The organism is Streptomyces sp. NPDC002018 (assembly GCF_042890865.1).
Lineage (GTDB): Bacteria > Actinomycetota > Actinomycetes > Streptomycetales > Streptomycetaceae > Streptomyces.
Map to the genome: position 1 here is coordinate 642775 of NZ_JBIASO010000001.1, position 26145 is coordinate 668919.

A 26145-nucleotide genomic window follows, 5' to 3' on the forward strand; every position below is an offset into this window, starting at 1 on the left:
CTGTGACCGGGGTATGTTGCGTCCACGGAAGGAGCACCATGGGAGAGCGCGGCAGACGGACAGTGCGTGACCTGCGAAGGGACAACCGTGCCAGGGTTGTACAACGGTTGTATTTCGACGGTCCGCTGAGCCGCCAGGAGCTGGGTTCCGCCACGGGGCTGAGTTCGGGTTCCATCAGCAACGTCGTTGCCGAACTCGCCGCCGAGGGTCTGCTGGAGGAGGCCGGAGTGGTCGACTCGGACGGCGGGCGCCCCCGTACGCTGCTGCGTGTCGCCCCCGGCGGCGGACTGCTCATCGGTATCGACATCGGTGAGACCCGGGTCCGCGTCGAGCTGTTCGATCTCTCCCTCACCGAACTGGCCCGGACCGACCGACTGCTGGCCCAGCACGGCTACGACGTCGAACGCATCGTCTCCCATGTGTGCACCGGCGTCACCGATGTGCTGCGCGACGCCGGGGCCGACGCGGGGCAGCTCCTCGGCATCGGGATCGGGGTCCCCGGGATCATCGAACGCGGCGGCGAGGGCGGGGCCGTGGTGCACGGCCAGACCATCGGCTGGACCGCGGTGCCCTTCGAGAAGCTGCTGCGCGCGGTCCTCGACGTACCGGCCGAGGTGCCGCTGTTCATCGACAACGGGGCCAAGACGCTCGGACAGGCCGAGATGTGGTTCGGCGGCGGCCGGGGCGCCGGTACGGCCGCGATCGCGCTGATCGGCTCCGGCGTCGGCGCGAGCGTCATCCACGGCGGCGCGCTGGTCGAGGAGAGCGGCCGCGGCAGCGCGCTCGAATGGGGCCACACCACGGTGCAGATGGGCGGACGCCGCTGCCGCTGCGGCTCCATCGGCTGTCTGGAGGCGTACGCCGGGGCGGAGGCGATGCGCGAACGATGGTACGAGGCGGGCGGACCGCTCCCGGACGACGCGGACGACGAGACCGCCCTGGCGGCGCTGCTCGAAGCGGCCTTCCCCGACGCGGAAGGCCTCGCGGCCGATCCGTTGGCCGTCTCCCTCCTCGACGACACCGCCGAGCGTCTGGGGGCGGCCGTCGCCGATCTGATCAATCTCTTCCTGCCCGAGCGCATCCTGCTCGGCGGCTGGGCGGGGCTGCTGATCGGGCCGCATCTGCTGCCCGCGATCCGGCGCCACGCGGAGGCGTACGCGCTCACCCACGCGGCGGAGCGCACCACCATCGAGCTGGGCCATCTCGGCCCGGACGCGGTGACGGTGGGGGCGGCGACGCTGCCCCTCGCCGCGTTCCTGGCGCGCGGCGGCAGCCGTCCACGGGTCCCGGGGCCGGCCGCGGAACCGGATCCGGGGGTCGTCTCCGCGTCCCGGCGCTGGCGCCGCGCCCCCGCCGCCCCCGCCGCCGGTCCCGTTGCCGCCCCCACGCCGGCGGCGGGGGAGACGACGGTCTGATCCGCCCGCCGGCCCGAGGGCCGGCGAAGTGCCGTGTGATTCTTGATTTTGGGTGATATGCCCTTTTTGTTCAGGTGGTTGTGGCCGCGGTTGCGGTCGCGGTCGTGATGGTGGTCGCGGTCGTGGCCGGTCAGGCCGAACCGCGTACCACCAGCGACGGTTCGAAGATCACCGAAGTCACCGCGCGGTCCGATCCGGCGAGCCGGTCCAGCAGCAGACGGGCCATCTCCGCGGCCATCTCCTCCACCGGCTGTCTGATGGTGGTCAGCGGCGGCCGGCAGGAGAGCGCCGCGCTGCTGTCGTCGAAGCCGACCACGGCGACATCCTCCGGCACCCGTCTGCCGCGCTCACGCAGCACATGGCAGGCACCCACCGCCATCAGGTCGTTCGCCGCGAACACCCCGTCCAGATCGGGGTGCTCGGTGAGCAGCCGCTCCATCGCCGTCTCCCCGCTCTCCTGGGTGAACCTCCCCTCGGCGATGGGGATGTACGGATGGCCCCGCCGCGCCATCGTGTCCCGGAAGCCCGCCAGCCGGTCCTGGCCCGCGGGCACGTCCAGCGGGCCGGTGATCGTGGCGATCCGCCGGCAGCCGCGGGCGAGCAGATGCTCGGCGGCCAGCCGGGCGCCGTCCTGGTGGGCGAGATCCACATAGCTGATACGGGCGGGCCGGGCGGGTCGCGCGTACAGCACGGCGGGCAGCCCCGCCTCCGTGATCAGCGCGGGCAGCGGATCCTCGGCGTGGGTCGACACGACGAGCGCGCCGTCCGCGCTGCCCTGGCGCAGATACGAGACGACCTCGTCGCGGGCGCGGGAGGTCTCCGCGAACATCAGCACCGGGTACATCCCCCGGGGCCGGAGGTAGTTGACGACTCCCGTCACCACCCGGCCGAAGAACGGGTCCGCGAAGACCCGTGCGGTGAACGAGCTGCCGGCGCCCTCCGGGCCGCCTTCGCCGTCCCCCTCCGCCGGTGCGGACCCGGGCACGACGGACGGCTCCTCGCCCTCCGGGGCCTTCCCTGCTCCCGGGGCCTTCCCTGCTCCCGGGGCCCTCTTCCGCTCCGGGGCCTTCCCGCCCCCCGGGCCCGGCCGGGCGGCGGAGCCGCCGCCCGAGCCGTTGGCCGAACCGTTCGAGCCCGGCGCCGGGCCGGCCGCCGGTTCCGCGTCCGTGTCGTCCCCGGCTCCCGAGACCACCAGGGCGATCGAGTCGGCGCGCCGGGTGACCAGTGACCGTGCCGCGCGGTTGGGCGTGTAACCGGTCGCGGCCACCGCCTGCCGTACCGACTCCTGTATCACCGGGTCGACATTGCGCACCCCGTTGACGACCCGCGAGACCGTGGCGCGCGAGACACCGGCCGCTCGCGCCACATCCTCCAGGGTGGGCGCGCCGGCAGGTCGCGGATCTTCCGTCATGACCCCCTTTATAGCATCAGTGGAGAGCGCTCTCCGTGGTCGTTCGAGGGGTCACGAGGGCGGTGCCTGGGACAGCCCGACCGTCGCTTCGAGCGGCAGATCCCCGACGGAACGCCCGCCGTGCAGGGTGTGGTCGCCGGGGGCGTACACCCAGTCGTGCCGCACCTCCGACCAGTGCGCCGGGGCGCGGCCGTCCACCCGTACCACCGCGACGACCTCCTCGCCGGGGTCCGCGACGACCGCCGTGTATCCGACCAGCCTGCGCGCGGCCGGGCCGGCGGGCGACGGCACCCGGGGCGACGGCGGCCCGCCCGACGGCTCCCGGGGCGACGCCTCCACCGGCCCCGCGCCGGGAGCCCCGGCCGGGGGAGCACCGGGGCCAGGAGCCTCGGGGCCGTAAGCACCGGGGCCGGGAGCCTCGGGGCCGGACAGATAGAGCTGTACGACCTCGCGTCCGCGCCGCCCGCCCGTGTTGCGCAGCCGTATCCGCACCTCGAACGGCTCACCGGCGCGCACCCGGGCCGGTGCCTCCAGCGCGCGGTACGACCAGGTCGTGTAGCCCAGGCCATGGCCGAACCAGTACGCGGGCGGGGTGTCCGATCTCAGCCAGGCGCGATAGCCGATGTACGGTCCCTCGGCGTAGCGCAGCCGGCCCTCCTGGGGGCGGGTACGGAGTACGGGGACGTCCTCGTGCGCCGCCGCCCAGGTCGTCGGCAGCCGGCCGCCCGGCTCGGCGTGGCCCAGGAGCACATCGGCCAGACCGTCCCCGGCCTCCTGCCCGGGGAACCAGGCGAGCAGCAGCGCGGGCACCTCGGCACGCCAGGGAAGGGTGACGGGACCGCCCGCGTTGACGATCACCACCGTCCGGGGATTGGCCCGCGCCACGGCCCGTACCAGCGCGTCCTGACCGTCCGGCAGGGCGAGCGAGTCCCGGTCACGGCCCTCCGACTCGCTCTCCTCGGTGGTGCCGACGACCACCACGGCGGTGTCGGCGTCCCGGGCCGCCGCGACGGCGGCGGCGAGTTCGGCCGCCGGGTCGCCCGGCGGCGGGGCGGCCGCCAGGATCGTGGCCACCCCCGTGCCGGGGTCGAGCCCCCGCCGGGCGACCACCTCCACCTCGGCCCCGGCGCTCAGCCCGACCCGTACGGTCCGGTAGGGCGGGGCGACATGGACCCGGGTCGGATCGTCGGAGTCCGGCGGGAAGGTGCCGGTCAGTACCGTACGTCCGGCGACGGAGAGGGAGAGCGGTCCCCAGCCGCCGACCGCCAGCGTCCACTCGCCGTCCCGGTCCGGCCGGATCAGCGCCCGGATCTCCACGGTCCGCGCCCCCGGCACCCGGGCGGGCTCCACGATCCGCCCCGACAGCCGGTGCTCCGCGTGCAGTTCCTTGCCACCGGCGTCCAACTGCCGTACGAGCACGCCCGGTTCACCGTCGCGCGGATCACGGGTCCAGCCGCGCTCCAGCGGCGCGGGCAGAGCGCCCGGGGGCAGCCCCGGGGCATAGGTCACCTCGGCCGTCCCCTCCAGAGCGGCCGTGATACCGGCCAGCGGCGAGACCACGGAGGCGGGGAACACCTCCGCGCTGCCCCCGCCCTGGATACGGACCGCCGTTGCATGGGGCCCGACGACCGCGACGGAGCGCAGCCGCGCCGGGTCGAGCGGCAGCAGCTCCCCTTCGTTGCGCAGCAGGACGGTCCCCGCCGCGACGGCACGGCGCAGCAGTCCGCGCGGGCCGGCCTCCGGGGCCACCGGCCGCCGTGCCACGGGCCGTTCGCCCAGCGCGCCCACCCGGTCGGCCAGCCGCAGCAGTCTGCGGACCTTGTCGTCGATCGCCGCCACGGGGACCAGCCCCTTCTCCACGGCGTCGAGCAGCCCGTCGGCCCAGGGGCTGTCCGGCCCCGGCATCGCCAGGTCCTGCGCGGCGCGCGCGGTGTCGAGCAGCGAGCGGACCGCGCCCCAGTCGGAGATCACCGGTCCCGTGAAACCCCATTCGCTCTTGAGCGGCTCCGCCAGCAGCGGTCCCGCGGCCATCGTGACCCCGTTGACCCGGTTGTACGCGGACATCACCGCCCAGGCGCCCGCTTCGACGGCGGCCTCGAAAGGCGCGAGGTACACCTCGCGCAGGGTCCGTTCGCCGACCCGCACATCGACGCTGAGCCGGTCGGTCTCCGCGTCATTGGCGACGAAGTGCTTGGCTGTGGCCGCCACTCCGCCGTCCTGGACGCCCCGGACGAGGGCGGCGCCCGTACGGCCGGTCAGCAGCGGATCCTCGGAGAAGCACTCGAAGTGGCGCCCGCCCAGCGGCGACCGGTGCAGATTGAGGGTCGGGGCGAGCAGGACGTCGACCCCCTTGCGCCGGGCCTCCCGCGCGAGCAGCCCGCCCAGTTCACGGACCAGTTCCTCGTCCCAGGACGCCCCGAGCGCGCTCGGGGAGGGCAGTACGAGCGAGGTGTCCCGTTCGTCCCAGGCCTCGCCGCGCACCCCGGCGGGACCGTCGGAGAAGGTGAGGGCGCGCAGTCCGACGGCCGGTTCCGCGTGCGTGCGCCAGGTGCTCGCGCCGGTCAGCAGACGCACCTTCTGCCGGAGATCGAGCTTCTCCAGCAGATGTCCGATCTCTTCCTCGGTCATATCCGCCCCCTCCGCCCCGGCTGGGAGAGCGCTCTCCCGATGGCTGTGTCCCAGCCTCGCCGGACTGTCTCCGCGCTGTCAATGGCGGCCCGGACGGGGCACGGCGGCCGGACGGGGACGGCCGGCCGGGGCGGCGCCACGGCGCTGACCGGGCAGGATGCCGCGCGGTCGAACAGGGGCGCTGTCGCCGCCAGTTGAGGCCTTGTCACGGTGTGTACCCAGCCCGTAAGTTGTCCGCTTGCGACGTGTCCTACAGCCAGTGGGGGAGCCCAGTCATGGCCGCAACCGGTCGGCACCGCAGATACCAGCCGAGCCGTATCAACCGCGCATCGCTGACCGTTACGGCGAGCGGTGCGGGAATGGCACTGCCGCTCATCGCCGCGGGGTCGGCGCACGGGGCGTCGGTGGATGTCTGGGAGAAGGTCGCCGCCTGCGAGTCGACCAACAACTGGCAGATCAACACCGGCAACGGCTACTTCGGCGGACTCCAGTTCAGCCAGTCCACCTGGGAGGCGTACGGCGGCGGGGACTACGCGCCGCGTGCCGATCTCGCCACGAAGGACGAGCAGATCGCCGTCGCGGAGAAGGTGCTCAAGGGGCAGGGCCCCGGAGCCTGGCCCGCCTGCTCGGTCCAGGCCGGACTGACCCGGGGCGGTGACGCGCCGGACATCAGCCCGGAGCGGACGCGCGACTCGGGCAACGCCCCGAAGGCCGCCGCGGAGAGGACGAGCGGGCCGCTCCAGGAGAAGACCGGGCCGCCGAAGGCCGGGCCGAAGAAGCCCGTGTCGCCCACCACCGTCCCGACGCAGCGCGAGGGCTACACCGTGGCGCGCGGGGACTCGCTCTCCCGGATCGCCGTGGAGGAGTCCGTCAAGGGCGGCTGGCAGCGGCTTTACGAGGAGAACCGTCAGCTCATCGGGACCGACCCCGATCTGATCTTCCCTGGCCAGAAGCTGGTCCTGCACGTGCTGGCGCCCCCGAAGAACGGCGCCACCGCGCGGCCCGGGGAGACGGCGAAGCCCGTACCGGCGGCGAAGCCGAAGCAGGAGGTCCAGCAGAAGCAGCCGGCGAAGCCCCGCCCCCAGCAGGCGGCGGCGAAGCCGAAGGAGGCCGAGAAGCCCAAGGCGGACAAGCCCAGGGCCGAGAAGCCGGCGCAGACGGAGAAGAAGCAGCAGGCCAAGGCGCCCGCCCGCCCGGAGAAGCCGAGGACGGGCGCGGTCAGCGCCCCCGTCTCCGCCTCCACCGGCACCCAGTACCGCCAGTCGGGCTCCTGGGCCAGCGGGTACCACACGGGCGTGGACTTCCCGGTCCCCACCGGCACCTCGGTGAAGGCCGTGGCCGCCGGACGCGTGGTCTCGGCCGGCTGGGCGGGCTCGTACGGCTATCAGATCGTCATCCGGCACGCCGACGGCAAGTACAGCCAGTACGCGCATCTGTCCGCGCTCAATGTGCGGGAGGGCCAGGAGGTCGGCGGCGGCCAGCGCATCGCCCGCTCAGGATCGACCGGTAACAGTACGGGACCGCATCTCCACTTCGAGATGCGTACGGGGCCGGACTACGGGTCCGACATCGACCCGCTCGCCTATCTGCGGGCCGCGGGCATCCGGCTCTGACGGACCCGGGGCAGGAGCCACGGTGCTGCCCCCCGGCCCGGCAGGCCCGGGGGCGCCCGGGTGACCCGCGTGCGCGGAGGGATCCGCGGAGGCCACCGTCGCCCCCGGGCCGCCCGGCCGCGAGGCCCCGAGCCGTTCCGTGGTGAGCAGGATCAGCCCGCCCGCGGCGACGACCCCGGAACCCAGCGCCAGCACCGTACCGAGGACGCCGTACCGGAAATCCTCACCGAAGAGCGTCAGGCCCACGGTCGCGGCCACCACCGGATTGACGACCGTCACCGTGGCCAGCGGGGCGGCCAGCCCGGCGCCCCGGTAGGACGCCTGGGAGAGCAGCAGCCCGCCGAGCGCGAAGACGCCGATGATCAGCAGGCTCGGCACCTGCACGGCCGGCGTGTCCGAGGTCCAGTCCACCGTGACGGTCTTGGTGAAGACCGAGGCGATACCGAACGCGACACCCGCCGCCGCGGCCAGCAGCACGCTCCGTACGGCCGGCCGCCCCACGGTCTGCGCGGCGAGGAAGAGCACACCCAGCCCGCCCAGCGTGGCCGACGCCAGGATCAGCCGCTCCTCGCCGCCCAGCGCGTGGGTGTCGGTGCCCGAGGTCAGCGCGAGCAGCCCCGCCAGACCCACACTCGCCATGATCGCGCCACGCCACGCGGTGCGTCCGGCCCTGCGGCCCACGAAGAGCGCCGCCATGGGCAGCGCGAAGACGATGGTGAGCGCGCCGAGCGGCTGGACCAGGCTGAGCGGACCGTACGCCAGCGCCGCGACATGGAGGGCCGCGCCCAGACCGTTCAGCACCACGGCGGCCCACCACGCCCTGTGGTGCAGGGGCGCGTAGGGGCGGTCGGGGGTGTTCGCCGCGACGCGCTCCTGGAGGATCGCGCCGGTCGCGTACGCGACCGCGGACACCAGGGACAGGAGCACGGACAGCGCGAGTGCACTCATGCCTTCCACGATCTCTCTTCCGTGTGTCCGGGGCGTCGTCCTGGAGAGGTCAATCCTGTGTACTGCTGTCGTAGTACGGGGTGGAGCCGGAAGTCCTCCCACGGAGGGTCGCCCAGGTCAGCGGCGGGTGGATGGCCGTCGCCGGGGCGTCCTGGGCACGGCGGACCCGGTCGCGGCGCGTCGCGACCGGGGAGGAATACTCACGGAGAGTGAGTGAGAGGACGCAGTGTGGACCAGGAACACCGTGCCGCCGGGACCGGTGGGGACCGTAAGGACCGCGCCGGCCCGCCCGGTCAGGACCGTGGGGCCGGCTCCGGACCGGAGCATGCGGCCGGGCCGGGGCGCCTCGGTGGCCCGGCGTTGGCGGAGATCGGCTCCGTGGGCGGATTCTTCGCCCTGCGGACCGGTGCGCCCGGAGTCGGGCATGTCCCGCTCGCCCAGGTGTACGAGCGCGACCACGCGCCGCTGACGGCCCGGGTCGACCGGGTCGCGGCCCGGCTGCGGGCTCCCGAGCGCCGGGTCGCCGCCTCGGTCGCACAGCTCGGACTCGCCGCCCGGCTCTGGTCGATCGCGCTCGGCGGCGCCGTGCTGGCGGACGCCGTCCCGCGGCTGGACCCGCGCGGGCTGTACTGGGACCCCTCTCTCACCTCGCCCGACGATCTCGTTCTGACCCGGGTCGATCTCGTTCTGACCGGGGCCTTGGACGGGGCCGGGGCCGGGGCCGGGGCCGCGTCCGTGCCCGCGCCGGGAGCCGCGTCCGCGCCCGCGCCCGGGGTGCCGGCGCTGCCCGCCACCGCGGCGGCCGTCCGTGAGGTGGTGCAGTACGGCCATCTCGTCCCGCTCGCCGAGGCCCTGCGCCGCGACGGGCGCATCTCACCCCGGCTGCTGTGGGGCAACGCCGGCTCGGCCCTCGCCGGAGCCGTACGGGAGCTGAGCGGCTGGGCGAAGCGGAACGGCAGACCGGAGGCGGCGGAGCGGGCCGCTGTTCTGGCGGCGGAGCTTTTCGGCCATCCCGACCTGCGTACCACCGGTGCCACCGTGGCCGGATCCTTCAGACGGCGCAGTTGCTGTCTCTACTACCGCTGCCCGGCGGGCGGCCTCTGCGGGGACTGTGTCTTCGACCGGCCGCCGCCGCGCTCTTCCGCCCGGGCCGAATCCGGGTGACCATGACAGGGCTGCGATCGCCGGGCGAGGGTAGGGGGATGGCGTGAAAGTCGGCCTGCTCACGCGCGAGTATCCGCCGGACGTCTACGGCGGCGCGGGCGTCCATGTGGAATTCCTGGCCAGGGAGCTGCGCTCCCTGACCGATCTCACCGTGCACTGCTGGGACGCGGGCGACGACGCCGGGCGGACCGCCCCGGCGCGGGACGGGGGAGTGGTCCGCCACCGGGCGGCCCCCGGACTCGACGGCGCCAATGACGCCCTGCGCACCTTCTCGGTGGATCTGTCGATGGCGGCGGCGCTCGACGGGCGCGAGCTGGTGCACTCCCACACCTGGTACGCCAATCTCGCCGGCCATGTCGCCAAACTGCTCCACGGCATCCCCCATGTGGTGACCGCGCACTCCCTGGAGCCGCTGCGGCCCTGGAAGGCCGAACAGCTCGGCGGCGGCTATGCCCTGTCGAGCTGGGCGGAGCGCACGGCGTTCGAGAGCGCGGACGCCGTGATCGCCGTCTCGCGCGGTATGCGCGACGACATCCTCGCCTGCTATCCCGCGCTGGACCCCGGCCGGGTGCATGTCGTGTACAACGGCATCGACACCGGCCTCTACCGCCCCGACCACGGCACCGCCGTACTGGACCGGATCGGTCTCGACCCCGGGCGGCCCTTCGTGCTCTTCGTCGGCCGGATCACCCGTCAGAAGGGTGTTCCGCATCTGCTGCGCGCCGCCCGCGCGCTCGACCCCGACGCCCAGCTCGTGCTGTGCGCGGGCGCCCCGGACACCCCGGAACTCGGCCGGGAGTTCCGGGAGCTGGTCGAGGAGCTGGGACGGACCAGGGACGGTGTCCACTGGATCCCCGAGATGCTGCCGCGCCCCGAGGTGGTCCAGCTCCTCACCCACGCCACGGTGTTCGTGTGCCCGTCGGTGTACGAGCCGCTCGGTATCGTCAATCTGGAGGCCATGGCCTGCGGAACGGCCGTGGTCGCCTCGGCGGTCGGGGGCATTCCCGAGGTCGTGGACGACGGGACCACGGGACTGCTCGTACCGTACGACGCGCGCCACCCGGAGGCCTTCGAGTCGGGACTCACCGAGGCGCTCAACCGGGTGCTCGACGATCCCGAGGCGGCGGCGCGGATGGGTGCGGCGGGCCGGGAGCGTGCGACCGGCGCGTTCGGCTGGGACCAGGTCGCCCGCCGTACGTACGAGGTGTACCAGGAGCTTCTCAAGTCCGAATAGAGGGAGCGGCGATGCGTGGTGGACCTTCGGTGCTCGGGATCGTACTGGCGGGTGGTGAGGGCAAGCGCCTGATGCCGCTCACCGCGGACCGGGCCAAACCAGCGGTGACCTTCGGCGGTACGTACCGCCTCGTCGACTTCGTCCTGTCGAATCTGGTGAACGGCGACATCCTGCGGATGTGTGTGCTGACGCAGTACAAGTCGCACTCGCTGGACCGCCATGTCAGCACCACCTGGCGGATGTCCAGCCTCCTCGGCAACTACGTGACCCCCGTCCCGGCCCAGCAGCGGCTGGGACCGCGCTGGTATCTGGGCAGCGCGGACGCCATTCTCCAGTCCCTCAATCTCGTCCATGACGAACAGCCCGACTACATCGCGGTGTTCGGGGCGGATCATGTGTACCGGATGGACCCGCGCCAGATGCTGAGACAGCACATCGAGAACGGCGCGGGTGTCACGGTCGCCGGGATCAGGGTGCCGCGCGCCGACGCCTCGTCCTTCGGGGTCATCACCCCCGCCTCGGACGGCGTCCAGGTGGAACGGTTCCTGGAGAAACCGGCCGATCCGCCGGGGCTGCCGGGCGATCCCGGGCATGTCTTCGCCTCGATGGGCAACTACCTCTTCACCACCAAGGTCCTCGTCGACGCGCTGTACCGGGACGCCGAGGACGAGAACTCGGTGCACGACATGGGCGGTTCCATCCTGCCCATGCTCACCGAGCGGGGGATGGCCCAGGTCTACGACTTCCAGGACAACCATGTGCCGGGCGAGACGCCCCGTGAGCACGGCTACTGGCGCGATGTGGGCACCCTCGACTCGTACTACGACGCGCACATGGATCTGATCTCGCACCAGCCGGCGTTCAATCTCGACAACCGCCGCTGGCCCATCTACACCCACCCGGGCCAGTTGCCGCCCGCGCGCTTCATGGCGGGCGGGATCGCGAGCGACTCCATCGTCGGCCCCGGCTGTGTCATCCGCGGCCAGGTCACCCGCTCCGTGCTCTCACCGGGGGTGGTGGTGGCCGAGGGCGCGGTGGTGCAGGGTTCCGTGCTGCACGACAACGTACGGATCGGCCGCGGGGCGGTGGTGCGCGGCTCGATCCTCGACAAGAACGTGGATGTCCCGCCCGGCGCGACGATCGGGGTCAACCCCGGCCGTGACCAGGAGCTGTACACCGTCTCCAAGAACGGCGTCATCGCCCTGGGCAAGGGACAACGGGTCGCCTGACGGGCGCGGCCCGTCCCCCCGGCGGGCGCGGTCCGTCCCGGCGGGGACGGGCCTGCCCCGCCGGGACGGGCCGCCCCGGTCAGAGCATCCGGCGCCGACGGCCCAGCCAGGTCTGGGCGATCACCACGACCGCGAGGAACGCCCCGCTGACGACCTGCTGGTACGCCGAGTCGAGCGAGCCGATCTGGTTGATGACGTTCTGGATGACCTTCAGCAGCAGGACGCCCACGAGGGAACCGCTGATGAATCCGAAGCCGCCGGTCAGCAGGGTGCCGCCGATGACCACGGCGGAGATCGCCTCCAGCTCCAGGCCGGCGCCGAGGATCGTCACCCCGGAGACCAGCCAGGCCGCGTTGAGCGCCCCCGCGAGTCCCGCGCAGAGCCCGGACAGGGTGTAGACGGCGATTTTGGTACGGGCCACCGGGGCGCCCATCAGGGCCGCCGCGTCCTCGTTGCCCCCGACCGCGTACACATACTGGCCGAACCGGCTGCGGCGCAGCACGACCGCGCCCGCCACGAAGAGCGCCGCCGTGATCCACACCGGCACACCGATCCCCAGCAGGGAGTCCTGGCCGAGCCGGGCGAAGAAGGACGTCTCGTCCACCAGATAGGTGGTGGAGCCCTCGTCGGTGACCGACAGCAGCACCCCGCGCGCCAGCAGCATCGCGGCCAGGGTCACGATGAACGGCGCCAGCCGGGCCCGTGCGATCAGCACCCCGTTGACCAGACCGATCAGCGCGCAGACCGCGAGCGGCAGCAGCAGCGCCACAGCCGTGCCGTACCGGGAACCCCAGGCGGCGAGCACCCCGCCGAGCGCGAACAGCGACCCCACCGAGAGATCGATACCGCCGGTGATGATGACAAAGGTCATCCCGAGGGCGACCACGGCGAGGAACGCCGAGGAGACCGCCATGTTGGCGAGATTGTCGCCGGTCGCGAAGGTGTCGAAGCCGATCGAGGCGGCGAGCGCCACCAGGACCAGTGTCACGAGAGCGCCGTGCTGCTGCGCCAGCGCGCTCAGCCGCTCGGCCCGGCTCGCACCGAGCTGCTCCGCCGTCTCCACGCCCGCGCCGGTCCCGCCCGGCCCTGCGGGCCCCGCGCTCCCTTTCCCGCTCGTGCCGGTGCTCCCCGTGCTCCCCGTGCTCGCCGTGTTTCCCGTGCTGCCCGTGTTTCCTGTGTTTCCTGTGTTTCCCGTGCCGCCGGTCTCCACCGTGGTCACCGCTTCCCCCGTTCCCGTGCCGCGTAGACCGCGAGCACGATCACCACGGCCTGGGCGATCTGCGTCCACGACGGCGGCAGATCGTGCTTGATGAGCGTGGCGGTCAGCAACTGGATCAGTACGGCGCCCGCCACCGTGCCGCCGATCCTGATCCGCCCGCCGCTCAGCGGGGTGCCGCCGACCACCACGGCGGTGATCGCGGACAGCTCCATCAGCGTCCCGAGCGAGGTCGGATCGCTCGCCTGGAGCCGGGCCGTGGCCAGCACCCCCGCGATCGCGGCGAGCACGCCCGCGCAGACATAGACCAGGATCAGCACCCGGCGCACCGGGAGCCCGGCGAGCTTCGCCGCCGGCCGGCTGTCGCCGATCGCGAGGAGCTGCCGGCCGAACGTGGTGCGCCGTACGGTGAAGCCGACGGCCAGCGCCAGGGCCGCCGCGATCAGCACCAGATAGGGGACACCGAGGAGATCGCCCGAGCCGAGCGCGGCCATCCCCGGGTCCCGTACGTCCTTGAGCTGCGGCAGCAGCACCAGCGCCAGTCCGCGCCCCGCGACCATCAGCGCCAGGGTCGCCACAATGGGCTGCACCCCGACGAACGCGATCAGTGAACCGTTGGCGAGACCGACGGCGGCCCCGCCGACGACCGCGACGATCAGCGCGATCCAGGGCCCGTAGCCGAGATAGAGCGAGAGCAGCGAGGTGGACAGCGCCATCACCGAGCCGACCGAGAGATCGACCCCCTCGCTGCCGATGGCCAGCGCCATGCCCAGCGCCACGATCAGGACGGGCGCCACCTGCACGGCCTGCGTACGGAAGTTCTCCGTCGACAGGAAGTGCGGGGTGAACAGGACGTTCGCCAGCAGCAGTACGGCCACACCGGCGTAGACGCCGTACTCCTGGAGGAGCGCCAGCGTCCGTGCCCGGTCCAGGGGAGCGCGCCGGGGCGCCGTCAGCTCAGTCATCGCCCTCTCCCGTCCGCGAGGCGATCGCGCGCAGCAGCCGCTCCTCCGTCACCTCGGCCCCGGTCAGCTCCGCCACCACCGCGCCGTCCCTGAGCACCACCACCCGGTCGGAGCCCTCGATCAGCTCCTCCATGTCGGACGAGATCAGCAGCACCCCGAGCCCCTCGGCCGCGAGTTCCTCGATCAGCCGCTGCACCTCGGCCTTGGCGCCGACATCGATGCCCCGGGTGGGCTCGTCCAGCAGCAGCACCCTGGGCCGCATCGCGAGCCAGCGGGCGAGCAGCACCTTCTGCTGGTTGCCCCCGGACAGCTCACCCACCTTCTGGTGCGGCCCGGACGCCTTGATCCGCAGCCGTTTCACAAAGGTGTCCACCACCCGGTCGATCCGGGCGTCGTCCACCAGTCCGAAGCGGGAGAGTCCGGGCAGCGCGGCCAGGGCGATGTTCTCCCGTACGGAGAGTCCGGGCACGATGCCCTCGGCCTTGCGGTCCTCGGGCAGCAGACTGATGCCCGCCCGGATCGCGGCGGGCGTGGATCCGGTCCGTACGGGGACACCCGCGACCAGCACCCGGCCCGAGTCGGGCGGCAGCGCCCCGGCGACGGCCCTGGCGGTCTCGCTGCGGCCGGAGCCGAGCAGCCCGCCGAGCCCCACCACCTCTCCGGGACGCACCTGTACGGACACGCCCCGCAGGGAGTGACGTACCGTCAGATCCGTTGCCTCGAGGACCGGTTCCCCGCCCGTCTCATGACCTCCGGTGAAGGTGGTGCGTCCCTTGCCGCGCACCTCGCCCATCTCCCGGCCCAGCATCAGCGACACCAGTTCGAGCCGGCCCAGCGCCGCGAGCGGTCCCGTGTGCACCCGCCTGCCGTCGCGCAGCACGGTGACGGTGTCACAGATCTCGTACAGCTCGTCCAGCCGGTGGCTGACATAGATGACCGCGATCCCGCGCTCCTTGAGCGTCCTGATCACCTCGAACAGGGTACGCACCTCACGTGGTTCGAGCGAGGAGGTGGGCTCGTCCATGACGACCACCCGCGCGTCGGCCGCCACGGCCCGTGCCAGCGCCACCATCTGCTGGGCACCGACCCCGAGCGAGCGCAGCGGCCGGCGCACGTCGACCCGCAGCCCGAGCGCGCGCAGCGCCTCGTCCGCCTCCCGGTGCATCCGGCCGAAGTCGATCAGCCCCAGCCGGCCGCGGGGCTCGCGGCCGAGGAAGAGATTGCGGGCCACGCTCATCAGGGGGACGAGATTGACCTCCTGGTAGATGGTGGAGATCCCCGCGTGCTGTGCCTCCAGCGGGGTGGCGAACCGTACCGGCCGGCCCTGGAGGACGATCTCGCCCGCGTCGGGCCGGTACACCCCGGTGAGCACCTTGATCAGCGTGGACTTGCCGGCGCCGTTCTCCCCGATCAGCGCGTGCGCCTCGGCGGGACGGACGGCGAGGTCCACCCCGTCCAGGGCCCGCGCACCGGGAAAGGTCTTGGTCAGCCCGGTCACCGACAGCATGTCAGTAGGCCTTGCCCAGACCGGATGCCGCGTTCTCCTCGGTGTACGCGCTGTCCTGGATGACGATCTCCTGGGCGACCTTCTCGCCCTTGGTGAAGGCGTCGAGGGTCTCGAAGGCGAGCGGTCCGAAGCGCGGATTGGACTCGATGACCCCGGAGATCCAGCCGTCCACGATGCCCCGCACCGCGTTGCGCGTACCGTCCACGGTGACGATCTTGACGGCACCCGGCTTCTTGCCCGCGCCCTTCAGGGCGTTGACGGCCCCGAGGCCCATCTCGTCGTTCTCGGCGTAGATCCCGGTGATGTCCGGGTTGGACTGGATGAGCTGCTCGGTGACCTGCTGGCCCTTCTCCCGGGCGAACTCACCGGTCTGCTCGAACACGACGCGGAGTCCGGGAGCCTCGGCCGCGATCCGGTCCTTGAACCCCTTGGTGCGCTCGGTGGTGACATTGTTCCCCGCGGCGCCGAGCAGGATGGCGACCTCGCCCCGGCCGCCGGTGGCCTCGATCATGCTGTCCGCGGCCCGCTCGCCCTGTTCGACGAAGTCCGAGCCGATGAAGCTCACATAGTCCTTGCACGGGGTCGCGTTGATCTTCCGGTCGACGGTCACGATCGGGATCTTCCTGGCCGCCGCCGCACGCAGCACGGGACCCCAGCCGTCGGAGTTGAGCGGGGCGATCACCAGCAGGTCCGCGCCCTTGGAGATCAGATCCTGGACATCGCTGATCTGCTTGGAGAACTGGGTCTGCGCGTTGGCGGTGAGGAGCTTGACGCCCCGCCTCTCCGCCTCCGCCCTGATCGAGGCGGTCTCGGCGATCCGGAAGGGGTTGGCCTCCTTCTCGGACTGCGAGAAGCCGACGGTCGCGGTGGCGAGATCCGTCCTCGTGCCGCCGAACTGCTCGACGGTGCAGCTCTCGCCCGTCCCGGTGGCGGGAGTGGCGACCACCTGACCCGAGTCGCCCCCGGCGGACGAGGACGGGTCACCGGCCGCGTCGTCCTCGGACTTCGCGCATCCGCCGAGGGCGAGGGCGGCGGTCAGGGCGGTGGCGAGAACGGTCGTGGTCGTGGTGCGGCGGACGGCGGAAGACTTCATGGCGGAACCCCATCTCGGCGCGGCCCCGGCGCGCTGAGCGCCCACGGGAGGTCAACTCGTACGGTCAGTTGGTGCGTTGAGATCGTTCGGAAGGTTTTTACATCGTTGTACGAGAGCTGTAAACCCCTCCTGCCGCACCAGCGAGGCCGGGCCCGGTCACCGCCGGCCGCGGGTGCTCTCCCGTTCCACCAGCGTGAAATCCGCCCGGAGCGCACGCGCCGGCCCGGCTTCCCGGCTGTCGGCCCCGCCCCGCAGCCGCTCCACCACCGACTGCACGGCGAGCCGGGCGATGGTCTGCTTGTCCGGCGAGATCGTGGTCAGGGTGACCGTGCCGTAGCGGCCCTCGGTGATGTCGTCGAAACCGGCCACCGCGACGTCCTCCGGGACCCGCAGCCCGCGCTCCGAGAGCACCCGCATCGCGCCGATGGCGATCAGGTCGTTGTACGCGAAGACCGCGTCCGGCAGCTCGCCGGAGTCCAGCAGCCGCGCCATCGCCGCAGCTCCGTCCGCGTGGTCCCAGCCGCCCGTCGGCGCGACCAGGGAGTCCGGCGCCGGTACCCCGGCCGCCGACAGCTCCGTACGCCAGCCGCGCAGCCGGAGCTGCGAGGGCTCGTTGACCCGGTCTGTACGGGCCCCCAGGAAGGCGATCCTGGTGCGGCCGAGACCGAGCAGATGCCGCACGGCGGTCCTGGCCGCCGCGACATTGTCGATCGCGATGTGGTCGTACGGCAGGTCGTACTCCCGCTCACCGAGCAGCACCAGCGGCGCGTCGTGGTCACGGCCGAGCAGATCCTCCGGCTCCAGCTCGATGGGGCTCAGGATCAGCCCGTCGATGACCCGGGCCCGGAAGCCCTGGCTGACCAGGATCTCCTGCTCGCGGCGGCCCCCGGTGTGGTCGAGCAGCACGGTGTACTCGTGCTCGGCGGCCACATCGATCACCGCGCCGGCCAGTTCGGCGAAGTACGGGTTGCCCAGCTCGGGCACGGCCAGCGCGAGAATGCCCGTACGCCCCTTGCGGAGATGACGTGCCGTCAGATTCGGCCGGTAGCCCAGCTCGTCGATCGCCCGCTGGACCCGGGCCCGCATCGCCGGGGTGACATGGCGGTAGTTGTTGACCACGTTCGACACGGTCTTGATGGAGACGCCCGCGCGCTCCGCGACGTCCTTGAGGCTGACGTTCATCGGCACTTCCCCTCCGGGGTGGTCCCTCGGGATCGCCCCCGCCCAATGTGTACAACGTTATATACGGTGCCGATCTCCGCCCGGTCAGGACCCTGGACAGCGGAGGAACGGCGTGCTGTCATGCCAACTGCCGTTCCTTCCAACGTTGTACAGACCGTCGCAACGAGCCGCCACCCTCAGCTTCAAGGAGGACTTGTGCGCATCAGGAGAAAACTGGCCCTCTTGCTCGCCGCCGTACTCGGTGTCGCGGGACTCACCGCGGTCCCGGCCGCCTCGGCCGTGGACGACCCGGTCCCGGTCCACGGTCTCAAGGGCGAGTACTACACCCAGTCCGCCCCCGGGGCCTTCGACTTCCATGAACTCAAGGCCACCGTCTTCGACCCGGCCATCGACTTCGCCGATCTGGACCCCCGGCTCAGCGCCACCACGGGACGCGCGGACGATGTCACCGTCCGCTGGACCGGGAAGATCGTGCCGCGGACCACCGGCGCCCACACCTTCTCGATGATCGGCGACAACGGTTTCCGGCTCTGGGTCGACGGCCGGCTCACCATCGACCACTGGGTCGACGACTGGGAGAACGAACAGACCGGCCCGGCGGTCGAGCTGACGGCGGGTCAGTCCCACGACATCAAGGTGGAGTACTTCGAGCACTACGGCGGCTCGAATCTGCACCTCGCGTGGACCGAGCCCGGCGGTACGAAGCGGCCCGTGCCCCGGTCCGCCTTCCGGCTGCCCGACGGCTTCGCCTACGACGGCGCCCTCGCCGCCACCGTCCTGCCCGACGGCCGCACCCTGCGGCTGGACTTCGCCCAGCGGCTCGCCCCGCCGCCCGCGGGACTCGCCGCCCATCTCGGCGCGGTCATCGGCGGCGCCGCCTGGCCCCTGGGCACGGTCAGGAGCGACCCCGCCGACGACAGAAGGCTGCTGGTGAGCCTGCGGGAACCGGTCGTCGGCAGGGGCGGCACCGCGGATCTCCGCTACGACGGGACCGGCGGACTCGCGGCGCGGCAGGGCAAGGCCGTCGCCGCCTTCTGGAGCAGCGGCCCCAACACCTCCACCCACCAGCTGAGCACCCCCTGGGCCGAGGACGTGGGTCCCGGGAACGCCCATCCGGAGTACCCCCGGCCCCAGTTGACCCGGGACGCCTGGCAGAACCTCAACGGACAGTGGCAGTTCGCCGCCGCGCAAGCGGGCGAGCTCCCGCCGGTCGGCCGGACACTGCCCGAACGGATCCTGGTCCCGTACCCCGTCGAGTCCCAGCTCTCCGGGGTCGAACGGCACGAGGACCGGATGTGGTACCGCCGGACCTTCACCGTGCCGTCGAACTGGCAGATCGGCGGCGGCAAGCGGCTGAAACTCAACTTCGACGCCGTCGACTGGAAGGCCGAGGTGTATGTCAACGGCACCAAGGTCACCGAGCACAAGGGCGGTTACGACCGGTTCAGCGCCGATGTCACCGACGCGCTCAGGCCCGGCCGTACCCAGGAGCTGATCGTCGGTGTCTACGACCCGACCGACGCCAGGGACGGCGAGAACCCGCCCGTCGGCAAGCAGCGGCTGGACCCCAGCGGCATCTGGTACACCGCGTCCTCCGGGATCTGGCAGACCGTGTGGATGGAGCCGGTCGCGGCCGACCATGTCGACTCCCTCGGGCTCACCCCGGACGTGGCGGGGGAGCGGCTCGCCGTCGAGGTGCGCGGGGTACGGGACGGTGTGCCGGTCACGGCCACCGCGTACGAGGGCGGGCGCCGGGTGGGCACGGTCACGGGCCGCGCCGGCACACCCCTCCAGGTGCCCGTCCGCGATCCGCGGCTCTGGTCGCCCGACGATCCGTATCTGTACCGGCTGGAGGTGACGGCGGGCAGGGACCGGGTCGGCAGCTACTTCGGTATGCGCTCGATCGGCGTCGAGACGGTCGACGGGGCACCGCGTACGGTCCTCAACGGTGCGCCGGTCTTCCTGATGGCCACGCTCGACCAGGGCTTCTGGCCCGACGGACTGCACACCGCGCCGACCGACGAGGCGCTGGCGTACGACCTGAAAACACACAAGCGGCTCGGCTTCAACTCCGTGCGCAAGCACATCAAGGTCGAACCCGACCGCTGGTTCTACTGGGCGGACCGGCTCGGACTGCTGGTCTGGCAGGACATGCCGGCGATGAACACCATCACCCCGGACGCCGCCTCCCGCGCCCAGTACGAACACGAGATGAAGGAGATGATCGACCAGCACAGCGGCAGCCCCTCGGTGATCATGTGGGTGACCTTCAACGAGGGCTGGGGCCAGTACGACCAGGCACGCGTCGCCGACCAGGCCAAGGCCTGGGACCCGACCCGGCTGGTCAACAACATGAGCGGCCTCAACTGCTGCGGCGCGGTCGACGGCGGCAACGGCGACATCGCCGACGCCCACGGCTATCCGAGCCCGCAACTGCCCGCGCCCGACGGCAGACGCGCACTGGTCAGCGGCGAGTACGGCGGACTGGGACTCGCGGTGCCCGGCCACGCCTGGCCGGTGCAGCACACCTATGTCGGGGTCGACCAGGCCGCCTACACCGACGCGTACCTGGCGCAGCTCGACAACGTCCGGGCGCTCGCCTGCCGGGGCGGCAACGGCGCGGTCTACACCCAGATCTCCGATGTGGAGGGCGAGTTGAACGGACTGCTCACCTATGACCGCACGGTGCTCAAGCCCGACGCGGAGCGGCTCAGGGCGGCCCATGAGGCACTGATCCGCGACGCCTCCGACCCGGCGTCGATGGAGTGCGCCACCCCCTGACCGCCGTCCCCCCACCGCCGCCCTCCCACCGACGGCCCCGGTCCGCCCGCACCTCGGGCGGGCCGGGGCCGGCGGTGTCAGTCGGCGGCCGGCGGTGTCCGGCGGTCGGGACCGCACCTCCGTACGCGTGGCCCGTGGTGGTCCGCGCGGCTCATGACCCGCCCCGCCCCGGCCGGGGCCGGACGGGCCCGGCCGGGAATAGTGGTCCGGTGATCCGCCTTGGACAGACTGTTGTCCCGGGCGGCCATCCGGTGCCATCGGTCAGAACGAGGAGTCCAGTCCATGTCCCAGACCACCTCCACGGCGTATGTCTTCACCCGGCACGGCGGTCCGGAGACGGAGGCCTTCGCCGAGCTGCCGGTGCCCAGCCCCGGCCCCGGACAGCTTCTCGTGGCCGTCCACGCGGCGGGCGTCAACCCCGTGGACTGGAAGCTGCGCAACGGCTACCGCCGCCCCGGCTCCGCCCCCGCCGAACTGCCCGCCGTCCTCGGCAGCGAGGCCGCGGGCGTGGTCGAGGAGATCGGCCCGGGTGTGGAGGGCTTCGCCGTGGGCGACGCGGTCTTCGGCTCCACCCTCACGGGCGGGTACGCGGAGTACACCCTGCTCCCCGTCGCGGTCACCGCGCACAAGCCCGACGCGCTCTCGTTCACGGACGCGGCCGCCCTCCCGGTCGCGGCGGCGACCGCGTACGACGCCCTGCGCCAGGCGGATCTGGCGCCCGGCGCCACCCTGCTGATCACCGGAGCGGGCGGGGGAGTCGGCGTGGCCGCCGTGCAGATTGCGCGCGGTCTCGGCATCCGGGTCCTCGGTACGTCGAGCGCGGGCAAGAAGGAGTTCGTCGAGTCCCTGGGCGCCGTGCATGTGGAGCCGGGCCCCGGTCTGGCCGAGCGGGTGAAGGCCGTGGCGCCCGACGGTGTCGACGCGGTCCTGGACCTCGTCGGCGGCCCGGCCCTGCGCGAGGCGGCCGAACTGCTCAGCGACCGCACGAAGCTGCTCAGCGCGGCGGACAAGGGCACGGTGCCCGAGCTGGGCGGCGCGGCCGTCGTACGGGCCCGTACCGCCGCCGTCCTGGACGAGGTCGCCAAGCTCGCGGTGGACGGGACGCTGCGGCCGCACGTGACGCGGACCTTCCCGCTGGCGCGCGCGGACGAGGCGCTGCGGGCGGTCGAGGAAGGACATGCGCGGGGCAAGATCGTGATCGAGGTCGGCGCATGAGCGGCCGTCCTTCCGTGCCGTGCCCCGCGGAGCACCGGACCCCGGACGTCCGGTCCACCGCCTCCCGGTCGGCGGGCCCGCCGACCACCGGTCCACGGCCGCCCGCGCGGTCGGATTCCCAGCGGCGCCAGGAATCACGGCAGGAACCGCGGCAGGAATCGCGGCAGGAACCGCCGCCGCCGTCCGAGCGGCGATCGCGGCACCGGCATCCGCTGGACGAGCCCGTACGCTCCGCGCTCGGCGGACCGCACGCGCACTTCGCCGAAGCCCGCGGCCGGGTGCTGCGCTATCCGTCCGAGGTGGCGTTCTGGCTGGCCCTGCCCGACGACCCCGGCGAACAGGACTGGGCCGACGCCGCCGCCCTGGCAGGACCGGTCGGACCCCTCGGGCTCGTGGGATACACCGGCCCCGCCCCCGCCGGCTGGGAGGTCACCTTCCGCGCCGACGGGGTCCAGCTCGTCGACGCCGGGGTGGCCGCGGCCCCGGACGAGGAGGCCGTACGGCTCGGCCCCGCCGATGTGCCCGAGATGCTCGACCTGGTCGAACGCACCCAGCCGGGCCCCTTCCTCACCCGGACCGTCGAGATGGGCACCTATCTGGGCATCCGCCGTGAGGGCGCGCTCGTGGCGATGGCCGGTGAGCGGCTGCGTCCGGTGGGCTGGTCCGAGATCAGCGCGGTCTGCACCGATCCGCGGTTCCGCGGCCAGGGCCTCGCGGCCCGGCTCGTCCTGGCCGTCGCGCATGACATCCGCGCCCGTGGTGAGACACCGTTCCTGCACGCGGCGGCCGTCAACACGAACGCCATCAGGCTCTACGAGGCCCTGGGTTTCCGGCTCCGCAGGAAGACGGCCTTCCTCGCCGTGCGCGTCCCGGAGACGGAGTCCCAGGCCGCCGCGCACGGATGACGCGCTCGGATGGCGCGCTCGGTTGACGTGAACGGATGACGCGCTCGGATGGCGCGCTCGGACAAGCAGACCAGGTCAGCGCACCGGCACCGGACAAGATGGTGGGATTTTGTTGACACCCACCCCATCGGTATGCTCCTGACCTGCGGGGACGCCCGCAAAGTCAGGGAACACCCCCGGCGAATGCCCCAGTGAACGCCCCCGGTGGGACTCCGGCGTACGAGTGATCGAGGAACGGCAGCGGCGATGACGGTGACAGAGAACGGCCCCGCGTACGGCGAGAGCCCCGCCCATGGCGGGATCCCGGCGCAGGGCGGATCTCCCGCGCCGGGCGGAGACCCGGAGTACGGCCCCGGCATCGACCCCGAGCGCATGGCCGTCTGTCTGAGCGTGCTCGACGAGCTCGACCGGCTGGATGTGGACCACCCCGACGCGATCGCGGTCCGGCGTGCCACCGCGGGCGTCTACCGGACCGTGAAGCAGCGCCGCCGCCAGGAGCGCAGGGCCGCCAAGACCGCCCACGACAAGGCCGTCACCGAGGCCACCGCCACCGGCTCCGCCGAGCGCATCGACGACGAGACGCAGGGGCTGCTGCCCTCCTCCTCGGTCAGCGGGGAGATCGCGGGCGTACTCCGGCGCCCCCGCTCCTGCTACATCTGCAAGGCCCGCTACACCGAGGTCGACGCCTTCTACCACCAGCTCTGCCAGAGCTGCGCCGCCGAGAACCGCGCCCGCCGCGACGCCCGTACGGATCTCACGGGCCGGCGCGCGCTGCTCACCGGCGGCCGGGCCAAGATCGGGATGTATATCGCGCTGCGGCTGCTGCGTGACGGCGCCCACACCACCATCACCACCCGCTTCCCCGGAGACGCCGTCCGCCGCTTCAAGGCGATGCCGGACAGCGGTGACTGGATCCACCGGCTCAAGATCGTCGGTATCGATCTGCGGGACCCCGCGCAGGTCGTCGCCCTCGCCGACTCCGTCGCCGCGGAGGGCCCGCTCGACATCCTGATCAACAACGCCGCGCAGACGGTGCGCCGCTCCCCGCAGGCGTACAGCGAACTCCTCGCCGCCGAGTCCGCGCCCCTGCCCGCCGGGGAACTCCCTGCCTCCCAGGTGATCGGCGCGTTCGGCAGCGGCGCCCAGGCCGTCCTGCCCGCCGCGGGCACCGAGGCCCTGACCGCCTCCGACATCACCTCACTGGCCCTGGTCGGCGGCTCCGCCACGCTCGCCAGGATCGAGGCCGGTACGGCGATCGACGCGGGCGGCCTCGTACCCGACCTGCACGACACCAACAGCTGGGTGCAGACGGTCTCCGAGGTCGACCCGGTCGAGCTGCTCGAAGTCCAGCTCTGCAACTCCACCGCGCCGTTCATCCTCATCAGCAGGCTCCGCCCGGCGATGGCCGCGGCCGGGGCCGGGCGCACCTATGTGGTGAACGTCTCCGCCATGGAGGGGGTCTTCAGCCGCGGCTACAAGGGGGCGGGCCATCCGCACACCAATATGGCCAAGGCCGCGCTGAACATGCTCACCCGCACCAGCGCGCAGGAGATGTTCGAGTCCGACGGCATTCTGATGACCGCCGTCGACACCGGCTGGATCACCGACGAGCGCCCGCACCCGGACAAGATGCGCCTCGCCGACGAGGGCTTCCACGCCCCGCTCGACCTGATCGACGGCGCGGCCCGGGTGTACGACCCGATCGTGCGCGGTGAGGCCGGCGAGGACCTCTACGGCTGCTTCCTCAAGGACTACGCGCCCGCCAACTGGTAGTCGGCCGTTCGACCGGAACACCACCGGAAGATGAACCCGGGAGAGCGGAGAACCGCTCATCTGGTTACTCTGGTAGGTACGGACGGCCACGCACGGGAAACACCATCTCCACGGCCGTCGCTGGGACAGGCCCACTACCAAGGCCGCGGTCCCGTCCCCCCAAACGGCGCCACCGCGACGGAACTGCCCCTGTCCCAGAGTTACACGACGCAGAGGAGTGCGCGGTGACACGAAAGCCGAGCAAGCAGGAAGACAGACCGGCCAAGGCCGCCAAGCCCAAGCCAGGCCCCCAGAAGATCGGCAACCTCGAAGTGTGGGCCAGATCGGCCCCCATCCGGCTGGCCGGGTACGAGGACGACCTCGCTGAGCCACACATCCTGCCCGGCATCGACTGACAGAGACCGTCCGTCCCGTACCCCCTGAACCGGGGGTACGGGACGTGTCACATGGGGGTGCGTCCCGCCCCCCGAGTCACCCTTTCGGCCTCCTCGGGCCCCGCGGCGATCCGGCGCGGTGCTGCTGCCCCTTCGGGGCGTGGCCGGCGCGCGGCGGCGGACGGTGCGGCACCCGCCGTGATCGGCTGACCAGCGCGGACATCCTCCATCACCCTCTGGACGTGAAGGTGTTCACGTCTCCCGGTCTCCGCGTGTCCTCGCTTGAACGTGTTCAAGTCCCCGGCCCGTCCGGCTCGTTCCCGCTTGCGGGGGCGCGGACCATCCGGCAGACATAAAAAGGACATCCATGGAGGAAGAGGCGGGAGATCACGGTGCGCTCACCCAACCGTCGTCGGCATGCCACGCTTGCCGCGCTGACCGCGGGCATTCTGATCACGGCAGGCTGCGGCGGGGACGACGGCGGCGAGAACGCGTCGGGTCCCCAGGTCAACGAGCTGTACTTCCAGCGGGTCGCGGACCAGGGCCCGGACCCGTTCACCCCGTCGACCGCCGTACTCCCGCCCGGGAGTGACGCCGCGGCCGACTCCTCCTCGGAGGAGGACGGTTCGTACGACGAGAACGGCAGCGGACGGACGGCCCGCGCGCTGCCCGGCTCGACCCCCGGTCTCTACGGTGGAATCCAGGCCGCCTCCAGTTGCGATGTGGAGCGCCAGGTCCAGTTGCTCACCGAGGAGGCGCCGAGGACCGCCGCCTTCGCCGAGGGGGCGCGCGTCAGCCAGGAGTCCGTGGCGGAGTTCCTGCGCGGTCTCACCCCCGTCTCCCTGCGCGCCGACATCCGGATGACGAACCACGGCTTCCGGGGCGGAGCCGCCACCGCGTTCCAGTCGGTGCTCCAGGCGGGCACCGCCGTTCTGGTGGACAACCGCGGACTGCCGAGGGTGCGCTGCTCCGCCGGCAGCCCGCTGCGGCCGCCGATCGTCGCCCAGGGCTCCATGACCCATCGGGGCGGACCGTGGAGCGGGTACCGGCCCGAGCGTGTCGTCGTCATCGACCGCGCGATCCAGCCCCTCAGCAGTCTGATCCTGGTGGACACGGTGAAGAACGAATGGATCGAACGGCTGACCGGCACCCGGGGCGAGGCCGACGGGCGGCCCGGGGTCATCCCCGCGTACGGGCCCGACGCCGACATCACCGATCCGAATGTCGTGAAGTCTCCGGAGCAGCCCGCGTCGGGCATCCCCGGGGGCCCGCGGCAGGCTCCGGTTCCGCCCCGGGCCCCCGACGCGCCGTCCGGGCAGGGCAACCACCCGCTCCCGCCCCGGAGCCGGCCCGATGTGCGGCCCGCTCCCGAGCCCGAGGACGACGCCCCGGACCCCGACGGCGGGCCGTTCACGAACTCCGACGAGCAGCAGATGCAGGGCCTGCTGTTCGGTCCCATCTCGTTTCAGGGCTGAGGTGAGGGGCGGGTCCA

At 72.5% G+C, this 26145-nt stretch carries 19 protein-coding genes; 11 read left to right on the plus strand and 8 right to left on the minus strand.

Features of this window, described 5'->3' with window-relative positions:
* The first annotated feature begins 38 nt into the window (after window positions 1–38).
* On the plus strand, window positions 39–1415 hold the full coding sequence (locus ACFYYH_RS02815; protein WP_388544930.1) for an ROK family protein: 1377 nt from the start codon (window positions 39–41) through the stop codon (window positions 1413–1415).
* A 130-nt stretch (window positions 1416–1545) separates the two neighbouring features.
* Here the strand turns inward: ACFYYH_RS02815 and ACFYYH_RS02820 are convergent, their stop codons facing one another.
* Window positions 1546–2826 (minus strand): LacI family DNA-binding transcriptional regulator, encoded by a 1281-nt coding sequence (locus tag ACFYYH_RS02820; protein ID WP_388544932.1) that lies wholly within the window; start codon window positions 2824–2826, stop codon window positions 1546–1548.
* A gap of 51 nt (window positions 2827–2877) precedes the next feature.
* Complete coding sequence (locus tag ACFYYH_RS02825; RefSeq protein WP_388544934.1) at window positions 2878–5454, minus strand: glycoside hydrolase family 3 C-terminal domain-containing protein; 2577 nt, start codon at window positions 5452–5454, stop codon at window positions 2878–2880.
* Window positions 5455–5729: 275 nt separating this feature from the next.
* On the opposite strand from ACFYYH_RS02825, the gene ACFYYH_RS02830 reads away from it, so the two are divergent.
* Entirely contained in the window at window positions 5730–7067 is a 1338-nt protein-coding gene (locus ACFYYH_RS02830) for a transglycosylase family protein (protein ID WP_388544937.1), read from the plus strand.
* On the opposite strand, the gene ACFYYH_RS02835 is transcribed toward ACFYYH_RS02830, so the two are convergent.
* The gene (locus ACFYYH_RS02835) at window positions 6948–8015 is read right to left on the minus strand and encodes a DMT family transporter (RefSeq protein ID WP_388544939.1); all 1068 of its coding nucleotides are present in this window, start codon (window positions 8013–8015) and stop codon (window positions 6948–6950) included. The two genes, ACFYYH_RS02830 and ACFYYH_RS02835, sit on opposite strands and share 120 nt — an antisense overlap.
* Before the next feature lie 369 nt (window positions 8016–8384).
* Here ACFYYH_RS02835 and ACFYYH_RS02840 point away from each other — a divergent pair, with 369 nt between their 5' ends.
* The 3 genes from ACFYYH_RS02840 to glgC are packed head-to-tail and all read left to right on the plus strand — an operon-like array spanning window position 8385 to window position 11642.
* Entirely contained in the window at window positions 8385–9179 is a 795-nt protein-coding gene (locus tag ACFYYH_RS02840; protein ID WP_388545322.1) for a (2Fe-2S)-binding protein, read from the plus strand.
* Between the two features lie 43 nt (window positions 9180–9222).
* The gene (gene glgA / locus ACFYYH_RS02845; RefSeq protein WP_388544942.1) at window positions 9223–10413 is read left to right on the plus strand and encodes a glycogen synthase; all 1191 of its coding nucleotides are present in this window, start codon (window positions 9223–9225) and stop codon (window positions 10411–10413) included.
* An 11-nt stretch (window positions 10414–10424) separates the two neighbouring features.
* Window positions 10425–11642 (plus strand): glucose-1-phosphate adenylyltransferase, encoded by a 1218-nt coding sequence (glgC, locus tag ACFYYH_RS02850; RefSeq protein ID WP_388544945.1) that lies wholly within the window; start codon window positions 10425–10427, stop codon window positions 11640–11642.
* A gap of 79 nt (window positions 11643–11721) precedes the next feature.
* Here glgC and ACFYYH_RS02855 read toward each other — a convergent pair whose 3' ends face one another.
* The 5 genes from ACFYYH_RS02855 to ACFYYH_RS02875 form a co-directional block, all read right to left on the minus strand.
* A complete protein-coding gene (locus ACFYYH_RS02855; RefSeq protein WP_388544948.1) occupies window positions 11722–12705 on the minus strand; it encodes an ABC transporter permease in 984 nt (327 codons plus the stop codon).
* Between the two features lie 152 nt (window positions 12706–12857).
* Complete coding sequence (locus ACFYYH_RS02860; protein ID WP_388544950.1) at window positions 12858–13823, minus strand: ABC transporter permease; 966 nt, start codon at window positions 13821–13823, stop codon at window positions 12858–12860.
* Window positions 13816–15330, minus strand: coding sequence for a sugar ABC transporter ATP-binding protein (locus ACFYYH_RS02865; protein WP_388544952.1), 1515 nt, complete (start codon window positions 15328–15330; stop codon window positions 13816–13818). Before ACFYYH_RS02865 ends, ACFYYH_RS02860 begins: the two co-directional genes overlap by 8 nt.
* A 1-nt stretch (window position 15331) precedes the next feature.
* The gene (locus ACFYYH_RS02870; protein WP_388544955.1) at window positions 15332–16423 is read right to left on the minus strand and encodes an ABC transporter substrate-binding protein; all 1092 of its coding nucleotides are present in this window, start codon (window positions 16421–16423) and stop codon (window positions 15332–15334) included.
* 156 nt (window positions 16424–16579) lie between these two features.
* Window positions 16580–17605 carry a LacI family DNA-binding transcriptional regulator gene (locus ACFYYH_RS02875; protein ID WP_388544958.1) on the minus strand — a complete coding sequence of 342 codons (1026 nt, stop codon included), beginning with the start codon at window positions 17603–17605 and terminating at the stop codon, window positions 16580–16582.
* Between the two features lie 120 nt (window positions 17606–17725).
* On the opposite strand from ACFYYH_RS02875, the gene ACFYYH_RS02880 reads away from it, so the two are divergent.
* The 6 genes from ACFYYH_RS02880 to ACFYYH_RS02905 all read left to right on the plus strand — a co-directional run bounded on the left by ACFYYH_RS02880 (window position 17726) and on the right by ACFYYH_RS02905 (window position 26128).
* Window positions 17726–20386: a PA14 domain-containing protein gene (locus tag ACFYYH_RS02880; RefSeq protein ID WP_388544960.1), complete on the plus strand. Its 2661-nt coding sequence runs from the start codon at window positions 17726–17728 to the stop codon at window positions 20384–20386.
* 282 nt (window positions 20387–20668) lie between these two features.
* Window positions 20669–21601: an NADP-dependent oxidoreductase gene (locus tag ACFYYH_RS02885; protein WP_388544963.1), complete on the plus strand. Its 933-nt coding sequence runs from the start codon at window positions 20669–20671 to the stop codon at window positions 21599–21601.
* Window positions 21602–21813: 212 nt separating this feature from the next.
* On the plus strand, window positions 21814–22506 hold the full coding sequence (locus ACFYYH_RS02890; RefSeq protein ID WP_388545324.1) for a GNAT family N-acetyltransferase: 693 nt from the start codon (window positions 21814–21816) through the stop codon (window positions 22504–22506).
* A 246-nt stretch (window positions 22507–22752) separates the two neighbouring features.
* A complete protein-coding gene (locus ACFYYH_RS02895) occupies window positions 22753–24279 on the plus strand; it encodes an SDR family NAD(P)-dependent oxidoreductase (RefSeq protein WP_388544966.1) in 1527 nt (508 codons plus the stop codon).
* Window positions 24280–24503: 224 nt separating this feature from the next.
* A complete protein-coding gene (locus tag ACFYYH_RS02900; protein WP_388544969.1) occupies window positions 24504–24674 on the plus strand; it encodes a hypothetical protein in 171 nt (56 codons plus the stop codon).
* 371 nt (window positions 24675–25045) lie between these two features.
* Window positions 25046–26128 carry a DUF6777 domain-containing protein gene (locus ACFYYH_RS02905; protein WP_388544971.1) on the plus strand — a complete coding sequence of 361 codons (1083 nt, stop codon included), beginning with the start codon at window positions 25046–25048 and terminating at the stop codon, window positions 26126–26128.
* Window positions 26129–26145 lie beyond the last annotated feature (17 nt).